General features: G+C 56.9%; 13 protein-coding genes. 4 read left to right on the top strand and 9 right to left on the bottom strand.

Annotated elements, in window-relative coordinates:
* The first annotated feature begins 74 nt into the window (after nucleotides 1-74).
* Nucleotides 75-410 carry a gamma-glutamylcyclotransferase family protein gene (locus NR201_RS00960; RefSeq protein ID WP_022625647.1) on the top strand — a complete coding sequence of 112 codons (336 nt, stop codon included), beginning with the start codon at nucleotides 75-77 and terminating at the stop codon, nucleotides 408-410.
* Nucleotides 411-796: 386 nt separating this feature from the next.
* On the opposite strand, the gene NR201_RS00955 is transcribed toward NR201_RS00960, so the two are convergent.
* The 5 genes from NR201_RS00955 to hipB form a co-directional block, all read right to left on the bottom strand.
* The gene (locus tag NR201_RS00955; protein ID WP_010244891.1) at nucleotides 797-2,842 is read right to left on the bottom strand and encodes an FUSC family protein; all 2,046 of its coding nucleotides are present in this window, start codon (nucleotides 2,840-2,842) and stop codon (nucleotides 797-799) included.
* Between the two features lie 75 nt (nucleotides 2,843-2,917).
* Nucleotides 2,918-4,339: a Xaa-Pro peptidase family protein gene (locus NR201_RS00950; RefSeq protein WP_256849266.1), complete on the bottom strand. Its 1,422-nt coding sequence runs from the start codon at nucleotides 4,337-4,339 to the stop codon at nucleotides 2,918-2,920.
* A 171-nt stretch (nucleotides 4,340-4,510) separates the two neighbouring features.
* Complete coding sequence (locus tag NR201_RS00945; protein WP_010244885.1) at nucleotides 4,511-4,717, bottom strand: type II toxin-antitoxin system MqsA family antitoxin; 207 nt, start codon at nucleotides 4,715-4,717, stop codon at nucleotides 4,511-4,513.
* Between the two features lie 104 nt (nucleotides 4,718-4,821).
* Nucleotides 4,822-6,135: a type II toxin-antitoxin system HipA family toxin gene (locus NR201_RS00940; RefSeq protein ID WP_022625645.1), complete on the bottom strand. Its 1,314-nt coding sequence runs from the start codon at nucleotides 6,133-6,135 to the stop codon at nucleotides 4,822-4,824.
* Complete coding sequence (hipB, locus tag NR201_RS00935) at nucleotides 6,135-6,383, bottom strand: type II toxin-antitoxin system antitoxin HipB (protein WP_010244879.1); 249 nt, start codon at nucleotides 6,381-6,383, stop codon at nucleotides 6,135-6,137. The genes NR201_RS00940 and hipB overlap by 1 nt, the downstream gene beginning before the upstream one ends.
* 180 nt (nucleotides 6,384-6,563) lie before the next feature.
* Between hipB and NR201_RS00930 the strand changes: the two genes are divergently transcribed.
* A complete protein-coding gene (locus NR201_RS00930; protein WP_256849265.1) occupies nucleotides 6,564-7,001 on the top strand; it encodes a GNAT family N-acetyltransferase in 438 nt (145 codons plus the stop codon).
* A gap of 33 nt (nucleotides 7,002-7,034) precedes the next feature.
* Here NR201_RS00930 and NR201_RS00925 read toward each other — a convergent pair whose 3' ends face one another.
* The 4 genes from NR201_RS00925 to NR201_RS00910 form a co-directional block, all read right to left on the bottom strand.
* Complete coding sequence (locus NR201_RS00925) at nucleotides 7,035-7,829, bottom strand: inositol monophosphatase family protein (RefSeq protein ID WP_256849264.1); 795 nt, start codon at nucleotides 7,827-7,829, stop codon at nucleotides 7,035-7,037.
* Nucleotides 7,830-7,852: 23 nt separating this feature from the next.
* Entirely contained in the window at nucleotides 7,853-8,914 is a 1,062-nt protein-coding gene (locus NR201_RS00920; protein WP_033757668.1) for an ABC transporter ATP-binding protein, read from the bottom strand.
* Nucleotides 8,911-11,136, bottom strand: a complete 2,226-nt coding sequence (locus NR201_RS00915; protein WP_256849263.1) for an iron ABC transporter permease — start codon at nucleotides 11,134-11,136, stop codon at nucleotides 8,911-8,913. Before NR201_RS00915 ends, NR201_RS00920 begins: the two co-directional genes overlap by 4 nt.
* Nucleotides 11,137-11,223: 87 nt before the next feature.
* A complete protein-coding gene (locus tag NR201_RS00910; RefSeq protein WP_033757674.1) occupies nucleotides 11,224-12,249 on the bottom strand; it encodes an ABC transporter substrate-binding protein in 1,026 nt (341 codons plus the stop codon).
* A 221-nt stretch (nucleotides 12,250-12,470) separates the two neighbouring features.
* Here NR201_RS00910 and NR201_RS00905 point away from each other — a divergent pair, with 221 nt between their 5' ends.
* Together NR201_RS00905 and NR201_RS00900 are read left to right on the top strand one after the other, a co-directional pair.
* Nucleotides 12,471-13,505, top strand: a complete 1,035-nt coding sequence (locus NR201_RS00905; protein ID WP_256849262.1) for a LacI family DNA-binding transcriptional regulator — start codon at nucleotides 12,471-12,473, stop codon at nucleotides 13,503-13,505.
* A 264-nt stretch (nucleotides 13,506-13,769) separates the two neighbouring features.
* Entirely contained in the window at nucleotides 13,770-14,663 is an 894-nt protein-coding gene (locus NR201_RS00900; RefSeq protein ID WP_256849261.1) for an SDR family oxidoreductase, read from the top strand.
* Nucleotides 14,664-14,733: the final 70 nt, after the last annotated feature.

The raw sequence follows: 14,733 nt of genomic DNA, 5'->3' as shown, positions 1-14,733 counted from the left end.
AGGCGGTTCCGCAAGACAATCCATTTTAGCCGCGCTAGAGTTGCTGGCTTCCACTGTTTCAACGACGAGAAAAAATGAAACGCTTATTTGTCTATGGCACGCTCTGTCCAGGACGCGAGAATGCCCATATCCTGGAAAATATTGGCGGAGAATGGCTGGCCGGTTCGGTGAACGGTACCTTCTATCAGCGCGGCTGGGGCGCAGCGGCTGATTTTCCGGGCATCGTTCTGGATGAGCATGGCCCCGACGTGCCGGGTTATCTGTTTCTCTCCGACCAGCTGGATGCCCACTGGCCGATGCTGGATGCGTTTGAAGATGGCTACGATCGCGTCGAGGTTCGCGTTTCTGCCGAGGATAATAGGCAATACAGTGCGTGGATTTATCAGCTCCAGCCGCAGGAAAGCCGCTGAGCTATTACCGCTGAACTTTTCCTGCATCAACCCTGCTTTCCTGCATTGGGATGCGCGCGCCCTGCTTTTATTGCAGGCCTCTGGCGCAGCAGGACGCGTTTATGATCGGTATCAACCAGGCGTGTCTGGCTAGAGAATTGAATGCAACAGTCTGATTTAAAATCGGTATAATGCCTGCGCTTCACGCTCAGGCCATTGCTGGCCATTTTTACCAACCAACCTTTCCACTCTGCTGACCTTATTTTCCTGCAAGACAAATAAATGGGCACGTTGCCTGATTCTCAATTTAATTAATACCTAATGTATGATGTAACTAAAATAAGATTGTCCGCTCTGGTCCCGGCAAGCGCTCTCTTAGCCCCACCAGCCAGCCCTGTTATACCGGGTTAATCTGGCCAGCGCTGATGTGGAAACAGTGATACCCGAATATTAAACAGATGGATTAAGGGCGCAACAGCCACACTCTCCTCTCGGGCGATCGGCTCCAGTCTTAGCAGCAACAGATCCAGCTCTTCCAGCAGATCCTGATGTGGCGCTAACTGCAGCGACTTCATCTTGCGCTTCAGGTATAGCGCCAGCTCGTGAAACATCTGACCACTATCAATCTGATGACTCTCCAGCACCTCACGATAACGTGCGTAGAAGTCATAACAGTTGGCGCCCAGCCAGGTTTCAGTAATCAGATAGCCCCCCACCACGATATCCGGCACCGGATCGAGCCTTTTACGCGGCAGAATGATATTCACCCGGTCGAGCATCCGCGCAATAAATTGCTGCCGTGACAGTAGCGTGGCGGAATTGCGCTCCACCATTTTAATAAACCCTAACAGATCGCGCAGCCCTCGTTGCACCGCTCTTCTGGCTATCCATGACGGCCGTTTGTTGCGGATCAACGCCGTCAGCACTACCGCAAACATAATCCCCACCATCGAGGAGATGGCCGCATTCAGCGTGACGATCAGATTCGGGACATAGTGATGGCTTAAGCCGATAAAACCGGGGATCTGGATGGCGACACTCAGCCCTACCAGATTGGTCGCCGGATTGGCAATCACCAGGCTCAGCAGCATCAGACCGGGCAGCAGTATGATCATCAGCGCCTGTAAGGTATTGGCCTGCGGGATCAGAAAAGCGATGTAGAACAGGCTGACCACCAGCGCAATCATCACCCCTTTCACGAACAGCTTCATCGGCGTTACCGGGGAATCGACACCAGCAAAAAATGAACTGATAATCGCCGCCATTAGAGGTGCATTCGCCCCATCGGCCCAGCCGCTGCCGATCCAGAACAGGCTGGAGAGGAAGGTCGCCAGAAATGCCGTCAGCGCGGACAGCCGTAACAGTCCCTTATCGATATGCCGGTGTTCCCGGATATTGCGGATCGCCGCCCCATCCCCGTGGCTGTAGAGATCCCCTGCGCGCGCACTGACATTCTCATAAGCATCGGCAATGCGCACAAAGTTAGCCAGCCGCTCAAGCAGACCAATCAGCAGCAGGCTCTCTTCGGTTGCCAGCAGCCCGGCCCGCCATTCGTGCTCCAGGGTTGCCTGACTGGCAGCAATCGCTTCACGCAGTCCGGCAATATCGTTAATCCGATCGTGATGCAGCCACAACAGGAACTGCTGAAACACGTCGGTGACGCACGGCGGAAAACGAATATTGAGTTCGGCCAGCACACCCAGCCGTGATTCAATCGCCGTCAGTGTCGGCAGCAGATAAGTCAGATGCTGATACTGTACGCTGACCAGACGGATGACATTACGCGCCGCTTCGCCCTCATAGACGCAGTGGGTCAGCAGCGTTTCAACATTCAACGGATATCCCGCCATCTGAATCAGGATATCTTCGCGCTCCAGCGATTTGTTCTTTGCCATTCCGCTGATCAGTTCATCACAGAGTTTGCGCGCGTTCTGAAACCAGAGATTAACGCTCTGCCCCAGCAGATGATGCATCGAAACCGGAAACACCAGCCGGTGAACCAGCGTGCTGCAAAGGATGCCCAGCGTAATCTCCTCAATACGTGAAACTACGGTGTTGATGATTGCCAACGGTGACTCAACGTCTGGAAATCCCATAATCGCTGCGCTGTAGCCGGCCAGCATAAAGATATAGCTCTTCGGCGTGCGGTCATGCAGAGAGAGCCAGAGGCAAACCGTTACCCACAGCGATACGCACAGGCTGAACAACACTGGCGACTGCACCGTTTCGGGGTAGATCAGCAGAATAAAGATGCCGCCCAGCAGCGTGCCCAGCAGGCGAAACAGCGATTTCGAGACGGTCGATGCTGCATAGAGTTGCGAGGTGACAAATACCGTGGTGAGCGCCCAGGCGGGTTTTTCGAAGTTAAGAACGAGCGCCACAGAGAGTGCGATAAACGCGGCAAAGGAGGTTTTGCAGGCAAACAAAACCGCGTTTTTGGTAAACCATTTCATCGAATGAGAGCAACCAGGAACTTTCTGAGGCGCGTATCCTGACAGATGCGCCTGCGTTTTACTCTCAGTTAAATTTTACAAATTATTACCGGCCGCATCAGGCCGGTTAAGCCCCTGCTGGCGCACCAGCGCACGGCGCTTATCCAGTAAAAAAGGGCGCAGATAGCCTACCGTGTTCGAGAGCAAAATCACCTCTTCGGCAAGCTCAATCTTCAGCACGTCTGTCAGATACGCTTTGCGCTGAGTCATTCGTTGCCAGAGATCGGGAAAACGACGCGCCAGCTCATCACGCAACGCCGCGTCCGCCAGTCCGACCGTATCCTCTATACTGCAGCCGCCATAACCCGGCACCGACGGGATAATATCGATCTGCAGCAGCATACCGCTTTTCAGTGTCACGGCTGAATCGGGATAGATGGGCGAGCTTAGCCACTCTTCGTCAGCCACCAGATGCCCCGGATTAAGATGCCAGCCATACTGCGCTTTCGGCAGCACCGTTTCGATAAGCGAATAGAGTTCGCCGCCGGTGATCCCGATCCGCAGCTGCTCCAGCCAGCTTACCACCGCATGATAATAGGGGATCACCAGCCGGGTCAGCCAGTCGGAGACGTTACACTGTAACTCAGAGGCTTCGCTGACCACGTAAGCCGAGCGGCTGGACAGCCCGCCTTTGTAGCCGGTGGTAAGAGAAAGCTTGTCGCCTGTCGCAATCCGTTTATCAGACGGATAGAGCCGGGCCTGGGCGAAACGATCGCCGGTCGCGGCAATCGTCACCACCGTGTTTGGCTGCCCTTCTGCGTTCAGACGTGCGCCTAACGCCTTCTCTGTGACGCCCGGCGCTACGCTATCCAGCGCAGCCAGCATCGCGGTTGAAGCAAGATTGGCCCCCGCCTCATAAAACGCCACTTCATCGGCGCCGTTAACGCAGCGTGCACCGTTGTCAGGCGAGATAAACAATCCGGTGGCGTTTACCAGTTGTGCATCGCCGCCCGCTGCCTGCGCCGCCGCGGCATAGATGAACTGCGGCAGATCAAACATCCCTGGCTGCCTGCCGGTAAATAACTTCCAGCCCACCAGCCCGGTGCGTTCTCCCGCCACTATCCCTGCCTCTGTTAACAGCTGATCCAGGGGCTGCTCCCCGCGCATAGGCTGGTTGGGCAGAGAAAAGACCTCCGCATGCAGACAGCGTCCCGGATTGCGGGCAAACGGCACCAGCTTGAGGTTCTCATTACCCATGATATAGGTGAGCTCGCCCTGCTGAGTCACCACCAGCAGCGCCTCCTCGAAGCGCGGAATGAATCCCGCCAGATATTCAAAATTGCTGCCGTGCTCTTTGTCGGCATAGATAATCAGTTGCACAATCTGCTGCTGTTCCATCCGCTCAATAATGGCGGCCAGACGGCGATGCAGTGTTTCATCAGACATCACAGGGCTGGCAGCACCGGGAAATGCCGGCGGTGACGGGATTGTTTCCATGGCATAGCGATTGGCATCCATAACGCACTCCAGTGGCCAGATTGACGCGGTTTGATTTCCGTTCCCAGGGTAAACCTGAGGTTTAACCTGTAGGGTGCCACAATCACACAACTTACTCGTTGCGTGTTATCAAAAGAGGGACATTCACCTGTAACAGAGACAAAGAAGCCCGCGCTAAACGGGCTCTCTGTGTTATTTGATGGGCACGCCTGCATTCTCCAGCGCTTCAGCCTTTTCGGGATATAACTCCGACGTTCCGGCATTCATAATCACCGCTCCACAGCGGATGCAGTGATCGCCCTTTACATCTGGCACAACGTCCTCCGGATTACCCGTATTAAGACTGACATCGCGCGTGGCGTACACAAACGCCTCTCCTTCACATCCCGGACACTTCATACCATGACTCTCCTGTTAAGCCTGTCAGATAAGCATAGCCGACAGGCTTTTAGCCATACACATGAGGAGAGGTTTTTCAGGATATTGCCAGCTCATAAGCGCCATCACTCTTTGTGCCGCAGCCGCTCCAGCATAATCAGTGAATGACTAAAAATGGCGTCGGCGATGTGCTGCGGGAAATCGGGCGGCAAGGCATCGCGCACCGAGACCACTGCCTGGGGAAAGGCCTTAATAAAGAAGTCGAAGATCTGCTGCAAACTGTCACGATCAAAACTGACGCTTTTTGCCGTGGCGATAAAATGGCGCGGGAAGATTTTGTCGATCTCTGTCTTCTTCCCCTTAGTGGCACGCAGCCCCATCGCCAGTTTCAGCGCTCGCTTGTTCAGACCGGTGCCGCCCAGTACCGGATAAGCGGAGATCACATCATAAAAGGGAGTCAGTCGATAACTGCCGCCGCGCTCAATAAACAGTGAGAAGTTCTTGGCGTGACCGTCGGTTGCGCCAATCAGCCACTGAAACACCTGGAACATCATAAAGCGATAGCGATCTTCGATGGCGTTGCTCGATCCCATCAGTATCTGCATGATTTCCGCAATACCCGGCCCGCCATCCGACTCATATTTGGTTGAAGATGGCAGTCCCAGCGCCTGACAGAAATCCTCCTGCGGCAGGCGAATCAACCGGGTTTTATCGCGTGACCAGCGGCGGTCGAAACGTTCTACCGCCAGGGCGCGCATCTGTCCGGCACGAATAATCGTTGCCTGCGGCACGTCGATACCGAGTGCACGGGCCAGCGCCAGACAGAGATACTCATTCTCCACACTTTCTCGCATATCCAGCGTCGCGGCCGGCTGTTTAATCTCTCCGATCGGCAGCTTAATGATGTGCGAGGTGGGCGTGGCACCGGCAGGAATGCTCCAGCCTTCATCGGTCAGCAGCAGTGCGGTTTTCTCCTGCGCCCCTGCGACCGAGATACGGAAATCGGTCTCTTCACGCAGCATCCCCAGCGGGATATCTGACTGATAGGCCGACAGCACGCTTTCGAGCCGGGTTTCATCCAGCACTTCATAGCGGGCCTGCAGTGCGGGCAGTGGCATATCGGGCGGCAGCAGCATAGTCGCCCCGACGCTGTCACGTCCCACTTCCTGCAACAGATCAAAGGGCTGACGGGATTTAATCTGGTAACGCGCCACGATTCTGTCGCGAATCAATGGGCTATCCGGCAGCAGGTTATCGAAGAAGTTAATCACGGCGTGTGAGGTGAGAGCCTTTACCTGCAACGGCATCGAAAGTGACAGCGGCCTGGAGAGCGGATTACTCAGCCAGCCGGTATCATACTGAAACTCATGAGCGCCGTTTCGCTGCCGGGTGAGTACGCCTACCCGCTCGCCGTTCATCCACGCAATCAGCCTTTGCATTACCACTCATCCTCATCATGCAGCTGAGGCGCACCGGCCTCCTCTTTCTCCTGAACTTCCAGACTCAGCTCCAGCGACTGTAACAGCTTAAACAGCGTTGCCAGCGAGGTACTGTCAGGGGCATTTTCAAAGTGAGAGATGGTGGCCTGTTTCAGGCCGACCTTTTTCGCCAGCTCACTTTGGGTCCAGCCATTACGCTGACGAATGAGCTTTAGCCGGTTTGCCAGCTGTAGCGGGCTGTATATCATGGGGTGGCTCCTTCTGGATCACAGGCTGTAAGCATAGCGCAGGGGCATTATCCCCGACAGGGTATAAAACAGCTTTTACCCCCTGAAGGGGATAACAATTACTTTATACCCTATAGCGGATAATCGCACAATTATCCTTTGCAGGGGATAAGCCGGAACCACGAATAAAAGAGGACGAGGATGAGCACATTTACCCTTACCCATCAGATCAACGACGACGATCGGGAAGAGTTGCTGGCAGGACTGGGGGCTTACAACCGGCAATTTATCAGCCGCGATAACTGGGGACCGCTGTCGGTTTCTCACAGGGACGAACAGGGAATGTTGCGCGGGGGAGTGATCGCCGCACGCAAAGGAAACTGGCTCTGTATCGATTATCTCTGGGTGGACGAAACGCTCCGTGGCAGTGGTCTGGGCAGCGCACTGCTGGAAGCCGCAGAGCAGGAGGCGGGAAAGATGGGATGTCTCTATGCGCTGGTGGATACCTTTAGTTTTCAGGCCCTGCCGTTTTATCAGAAACAGGGTTATCAGCCGCAGATGTCCCTGCCCGATTTTCCGCAAACCGGTATGCAGCGTCACTATCTGACCAAAACGCTACGGCCAAAGGCATCACGCTGACCACAGTACCATCAGCGTGACAGGGTCACATAATTATAAACCGGCAATGCGCCGCAGATCCGCTTCGGCACCCGGTGACACGGCCAATACCTGCGCGCCTTTAGTGATGCGATCGCCTTCGGTGTTAAACGGGTGGTACCAGCCGCCCGCCTCTTTCACCAGGCAGTAACCCGCCAGGCAATCCCAGGCGTGCATATAGGGTTCGTAGTAACCCACGACCCGACCGGCGGCAACCCAGGCCAGCATCAGTGCGCCGGAACCAATACGGATAAAGTTACCGCCTGCCGACAATAGTGCTGCCACAATCTCGCCTACCTGCTGCGGGCTGACATAACTGTTGGCACCAAAACCGGTAACGTGGTTTTGCAGTGTGCGTGTGGGATCGACCTGCAGACGATGACCGTTGAGCGTCGCGCCCTGCCCCAGTGCCGCCACGTAGCACTCCTGATAGGTCGGCGCGAAAATCACCCCGATGACCGGCACATCGCCGCGCAGTACCGCGACGGAAACACACCAGCTCGGCATCCCATTGAGAAACGGGCTGGTGCCATCGATTGGATCAACCACCCAGGTGTAGTCAGACTCTCCCACCTGCAGTCCCGACTCCTCACCCAGAAAGCCATCATCGGGAAACGCATCCCGTATACGGCTGGCGATCAGCTGCTCCACTTCACGGTCAGCAATCGACACCACATCCTGCAAATCGTACTTGGTCTCCACCACCAGCGTCTCGCGACGGTTGAAGTAAGATAACGCCGTCGCGCCACCTTCACGGGCAACGGCTTCCGCTAAAGCCAGACGCGCCATTATTTCATCATGCGATTCCATGCGAACTCCTTGAGTTAGTCAGATTAACGGGCAATCAGGGCAAGGCCCTGCGGCTTAAAGTTGACGCCAACTGTGGTGGCGAGCGGCAGACGCTGTTCCATCTGCGGATCGATAATGAACAGCGCGCCCAGTTCGGTGGCGACTTCATATTCGATATGGTCACCCAGCCAGGTGCTGTGAATGACCTCCCCCTGCAGCGCCCCCTGACCGTCGCCGGACAACGTAATAAACTGCGGTCGCACCGCCAGCTGAGCACTGCCGGTTTTTGCTCCGGCACCTCGCACCCGGAAGCGCTGATTACCCAGGCGGACCAGCGCGTCATCCGCATCCGCCTCTTCCACTTCACAGGGCAGAATATTCGCCTCCCCCATAAAGTCCGCGATAAAGACCGAATTGGGTGAATGGTAAAGCGTCTCCGGCGCGCCCTGCTGGGCAATATCCCCCTCTTTCATGACAATAATCTTATCGGAGACCGCCAGCGCCTCCTCCTGGTCATGGGTCACATAAACCGCCGTAAACCCGAGCCGCTGCTGCAGATCGCGGATGTCGGTGCGCACCCGACGGCGCAGACGCTCATCAAGGTTCGATAGCGGCTCATCAAGCAGCAGCACCTGCGGTTCCAGCACCAGCGCGCGGGCGACCGCAATACGCTGCTGCTGTCCGCCAGAAAGCTCAGACGGCAACCGCTGCCCCTGACTCTCCAGACCCACCAGCTTCAGCCCCTCGCGCGCCCTGTCCTGCGCCTCGCGTTTGTTCATGCCCGAGGAAAGCAGCCCGTAGAGAATATTGTCGATGGCGTTCATATGGGGAAACAGCGCGTAGGACTGAAACACCATCGCCACGTCGCGCTCGTTGGCGGGCAGATGGGTGACATCTTTGCCGCCAATCAGAATCCGCCCTGCGGTGGGATGCTCCAGCCCGGCCAGCAGTCGCAGCGTAGTGGTCTTGCCGCAGCCGGACGGCCCGAGCAGCGTCACCAGCGTACCCGGCTCTACGGTGAGCGACAGATCCGGCACGGCAGTAAAACCGGCAAAACGCTTTGCGACATGTTCAAACACCACCGATCCGGCGTTAATGGTCGTCATACGGCTCTCTCCTGAGTCAGAGTGGATGCAGAGGGTGCGGCAATAATCACCGCCGGTTGGATTGCACGACGCAGGCGACGTTCGCCCACCAGCAGCTGGAAAAGGCCAATGATCAGCAGCATCACCACGATCAATACCGAGGAGTAGGCAATCGCCACGCCATACTCACCGTTCTCCACCAGCCCGACAATGTACGAGGTCGCCATGTTGTACTGGGCGCTGACCAGAAAAATCACCGCACTGATAGAGGTAATGGCCCGCACAAAGGCGTAAACCAGCGCGGCGCTGATGGCCGGTTTCAGCAGCGGCAGCACCACTTTACGCAGGGTACGGAAACTGTTTGCGCCCAGCGTCAGTGAGGCTTCATCCAGGCTTTTATCCAGCTGGCTCATCGCCGCAATACCACCACGCACGCCGACCGGCATATTACGGAAGACAAAGCAGGCGATCAGGATCATCGCGGTACCGGTGATCTCCAGCGGCGGCAGGTTATACGCCATGACATAGCTCACACCAATCACCGTGCCGGGAATGGCAAAGCTCAGCATCAGCATGAATTCAAAGGTCTGACGACCGGCAAACTTCTGTCGCACAATCAGCCAGGCGGTCAGCAGTCCGACAATGGCCGTGAGCGGCGCGGCGATCAGGGCGATCTCCAGCGTGATCCAGAAAGAGCTCCAGGCGACGCCGCTCCAGACCAGTTGCCCCTGATTAACGCTGACGTTAAAGGCCCGGATATAGTGATCCAGCGTCAGGTTGTTATTCAGCCCCCAGGACTGCACAAAGCCGCCAATCATGATCATGCCGTAGATCACCAGGGTGAACAGACCCCAGGGTATTACCATGCCATAGACGCTGTAGCGCACCGGACGCGGCAGCATCACATGACGGCCGCCATCGCCTTTGCCGGTGACAGTGGCGAAGCTTTTGCCGGAGAGCCAGACGCGCTGCACCAGAAAAGCGGCCAGGGTGAAGCCCAGCAGGATCATCGCCAGCACCGCCGCGCGACTCGGGTCGTTCTGTGCGCCGACCACGGAGAAGAAGATCTCCGTCGACAGCACGCCGTGACTGCCGCCCAGCACCATCGGGTTACCGAAATCGGCCATGCTTTCGATAAAGCTGATTAAGAAGGCGTTGGCCAGCCCCGGCGCCATCAGCGGCAGCGAGATGCGGGAGAAAGTGCGCCAGCGGCTGGCACGCAGGGTCTGTGACGCCTCTTCCAGTGACGGACTGACGCCCTCGACCACCCCAATCAGCACCAGAAAGGCGATGGGGGTAAAGGAGAGCACCTGGGCAATCCAGATGCCGGTCATGCCATAGAGCCAGCGGCCCGGCTCGATGCCGAACAGCGTCGCCAGCGATTCGGTGACCACGCCGGAGCGGCCAAACAGCAGGATCAGCGCCAAACCGATGACAAACGGCGGCGTGATAATCGGCAGAATGGTCAGCATCCGCAGCGCTTTTTTACACGGCAGCGAGGTGCGCGTCGCCGCCAGTGCAAACGCCAGTCCCAGCAGCGTAGCGCCACTGGCCGTCATCAGCGCCAGTCCCAGCGTGCGCCAGGCGGTGCCGCAGGTGCCACCGGTAAAACAGCCGAGGCTCCAGATGGCGGGATCCTGCATATTGGCAATCAGTCCGTCAGGTTTAAAACTGCCATCAATATCCTGCACCGAGGCGACAAACAGGCTCAGCACCGGATAGAGCACAAAGGTCGTGACCAGCGCCACCAGCAGCACAATCGACGCCACCACAAAGGCATCGCCTTTCAGCACGCCGCGCTCCGCCAGGGCAAAGGCGAAAATCAGCAAAAATATGGTCAGCAACAGCAGCGCGCCCGCGCCCATCGCCGGTTGCCCCTGCGCCAGCGGGCCGGTGAGGTTCTCCAGCCATAACCAGTTCCAGCCACTGAAACCGATGGCATGCCCTTCCAGCACCAGAAACAGAATGCCGCAGGTGCTGAACAGCAGCAGCAGCGTGCTGCGGGTGCGGCCCGGGGGCAGAAAGGCGCTGCCAGCACAGAGCAGCCACAGCGCCACGGCGATGCCCAGCCAGCTGTGTAACGCGAGCTGCCCCAGCGCAGGCGCATTGTTCTCATCACCCCATAAGCTGAACAGCCAGTCACCCGAGAAGAAGCCCTCCTCCAGGCTATACCAGGGCAGCAGCGTCAGCGCGATGGCGCCCGCCAGCAGCGCGCCGGTTAAGCGACGATTGTGCGCATTCATAAATCACCTCGATCAGGAAGCGGACATCAGGCTTACGCCACCGCGGTCTGGCACAGACCCGGCTCAGGTGGCCGGGGCGCACCACCGTTATTGTGCGCTGGCACCAATCTCTTTATCCCAGCGGCCCAGCAGCGCTTTTCGTTTTGCTGAGTCACCATAGGTTTTAAAGTCATAATCGATCAGCCTGATGTTCTCGAAGCGCGGTGCATATTCAGAGATCTCCGCCTTGCGGTTAGAGGGCAGCTGGAACGATTTCGCCTCTTTCATATGCGACTGTGCTTCAGCGCTAAGCGCCCAGTCATACCAGGCTTTGGCATTGGCCAGGTTTCGTGCCCCTTTGATGATCGACATCGAACCAATCTCATAGCCGGTACCTTCACAGGGCGCGACGGGCTTAATCGGGAAGCCATCCACTTCCATCGCGACGGCATCATGCATAAAGACAATGCCGATAGTGGTTTCACCGCGCGCGGCGGCTTTGACCGGTGCCGAGCCGGACTTGGTATATTGCGAGATGTTGGCGTTGAGCTTCTTCAGGTAGTCAAAGGCTTTGTCTTCGCCCATGATCTGCACCAGCGTCGCCAGGGTGTTATAGGCCGTGCCGGAAGAGTTGGGATTGGCGATCTGAATCTCGCCTTTAAAGCCAGGGTCGAGTAAATCCGCCCAGCAGGCAGGCACTTTCTGCTTTTTCTCCGCCAGCAGTCTGGTGTTATAGCCCCAGCCCAGCGCACCGGCATAAACGCCCACGGTGCGATAACCGGAGATCTCCGCCACTTTTTGTGACCAGGGCTGCTGCTGATCGAGCAGTGGCGATTTATAGGCCTGGGTCAGCCCCTCTTCGGCGGCCTGCATATGCGGATCGCCGGTACCGGCCCACCAGATATCGGTACGGGGATTGCGTGCCTCGCTGCGGATACGGGCATAGGCTTCACCGGCAGAGAGCCGCACCATGCTGAGTTTAATATCGGGATGGGACTGGCTGAACAGCGTGGTCATCTGTTCGCACACCACCACATCGGCTGAGCAGATCATATTAAGATTGCCCGCCGCCGAGGCAGCAAACGGCACTATAGGGCAGACGATTACAGCAGCGAGCAGAGAGGAATAACGCATGGTGTTCTCCTGGGCTGGATGACGCAGGCGCGCCAGCTTTTGCACATGTGTGCAAACATATGTGCAGATTAGTACGGCGGCCCTGCTGCAGTGTCAATTTAGTTGTTAAGCAATTGTCAGTCGCTGTCACAAATTTGAAACCTTTCGCCCATCTGTATTTTTTGCACAGCCTTGCAACTTCAGGCAAACTCAGTGCAGACAATGTCAGGCGAGGAGAGAACATGCAGCAGCTAAAGGCGGTGGTGAGTGCGCAGGATGTGGCTGACCGGGCGGGCGTCTCCCGCTCAGCAGTCTCCCGCACCTTTACACCGGGGGCCAGCGTGTCAGATGCTACCCGTCAGCGGGTGATGAAAGCGGCGGAGGAACTGGGCTATCACGTCAATCATCTGGCGCGCGGCCTGGTGCGCAACCGCAGCGGCATCGTCTGCTTAATTGCCTCCGAGGTTGACACGCCCTACCGTGCCAGCCTGGTGCGCTGGATGACCCAGTATCTGCAGGAAGCGGGAAAAGTGGCGATGCTGATTAACACTGACCGATCCGATGCGCGCGTTTCCGCCGCGCTGCAGCAGGCGATTAATTTTCGCGCCGACGCATCGATTATTCTCTCCGGCATGCCGGACACCGGTATCACCCGGCTCTGCTACAAACATGGTCAGCATCTGGTGCTGATTAACCGCGACGAGTCCCTGCCCGGCACGCTCAGTATCAACCTCGACTCCCGCCCCGCCGCAGAAATGGCGGTTAACGCGTTTGTGCGGGCGGGATGCAGCCGCATCGCCTTTGTCAATTCACTGGCGGGAACGCCGAGTCTGCTGAAGCGCGAAGCGGATTTTCTGGCCGCCGCGCAGAAAGTGGGCGTCACGGTCCAGGTGGAGCGGTTCGGCACCACCTCTTACGAAAGCGGCCAGATTCTGGCGCAGCGTCTGCTGACGCGTAAAGTTCGCCCTGATGCGGTTTACTGTGCCACCGACCTGCTCGCCTGCGGCTTTATGGATGAGGCGCGTCACCGCTTTGCGCTGCGTATTCCGGACGATCTCTGCATCATCGGACACGATAATATCGCGCAATCGGGCTGGGCCTCTTACAACCTCACGACCTTTGCACAGCCGGTGGAGCAATTCGCCCGCGATGCCATTGCCTGGCTGGTGGAGACGGAAGCGCAACCGGAGACGCTGATGCCAAAAAATGAACAGCAGCAGGAGCGGAGAATATATCCGGCAGATGTGGTCTGGCGCGGTTCGGTACGCGGCGGTTAACCGCCCTTTTTTATTTTCTTCCGCTATGTAATTACGCCCTGAAATAATTCACAACCGATCTTACGCTTCGCTTTAAATATCCCGCCCCTGCACTGAAAAATAATCGGACGCTACTGCACAGTGTTCCGATTTTCTGTCTACGCTTTATCTGCATTATTAAGTTCTTCTGGTTTTAACTGCTCAATGAATCAGCAGTCAGATGTGACAAATATCACATTTGTGCCAGGCTTAATGTCTCAGATAACTCTGTTCAAGGAGCATACAATGGCTACACCAACTAACAAGACGCTCGATCTGGATCAATTTCCTAAACCTCCTTTTGAGGATCAGCCACAACAGGCGCCAGGCCTGGCCAGCAAAATGATCCCGGTTCCCGACCACGGTGAAACCAGCTATCGCGGCACGGGCCGACTGACCGGCCGCAAGGCGCTGATCACCGGCGGTGACTCCGGTATTGGCCGCGCGGTGGCTATCGCTTATGCCCGTGAAGGCGCAGATGTGGTGATTAACTACCTGCCGGAAGAACAGCCCGACGCCGATGAAGTGATTAAATTAATCGAAGCGGAAGGCCGTAAAGTTTTTGCTATTCCGGGCGACATTCGTTCTGAAGAATTCTGTCAGCAGCTGGTCAAAGAGGCAGCCGATAAATTAGGTGGCCTGGATATTCTGGTTAATAACGCCGGTCGTCAGCAATTTAATGAGTCCATCCGTACCCTGAGTACGGAAGATTTTGACGCAACGTTTAAAACCAACGTTTATGCGATGTTCTGGATCACCAAAGCGGCGCTGGAATATCTGCCACGCGGTGCGTCCATTATTAATACCTCGTCCGTACAGGCGTTTAAACCCAGCGATATTCTGCTCGACTATGCGCAGACCAAAGCGGCCATCGTCGCCTTTACCAAATCCCTGGCGAAGCAGCTGGGTGGTGACGGTATCCGGGTCAACGCCATTGCACCAGGGCCGTACTGGACCGTGCTGCAGTCCAGCGGCGGACAGCCGATGGAGAAAGTGAAGCAGTTTGGCGCCGACTCACCGATGGGCCGTCCGGGCCAGCCGGTTGAGATCGCCCCACTCTACGTTACCCTGGCCTCAACCGAGAGCAGTTACTCCTCCGGGCAGGTCTGGTGTTCTGATGGCGGCACCGGTACGCTGTAATCTCACTCAGGTGGCCGCATAACGCGGCCATTTTTTTGTCCCGCTTTTGCCCCGCTTAAGAAACCTCGCC

Origin of the sequence: Pantoea sp. Fr-CA_6, assembly GCF_024520895.1 — a bacterium.
GTDB lineage: Bacteria > Pseudomonadota > Gammaproteobacteria > Enterobacterales > Enterobacteriaceae > Pantoea > Pantoea agglomerans.
Note: the sequence above shows the minus strand (reverse complement) of the source record. Positions and strands in the feature narration are given on the sequence as shown.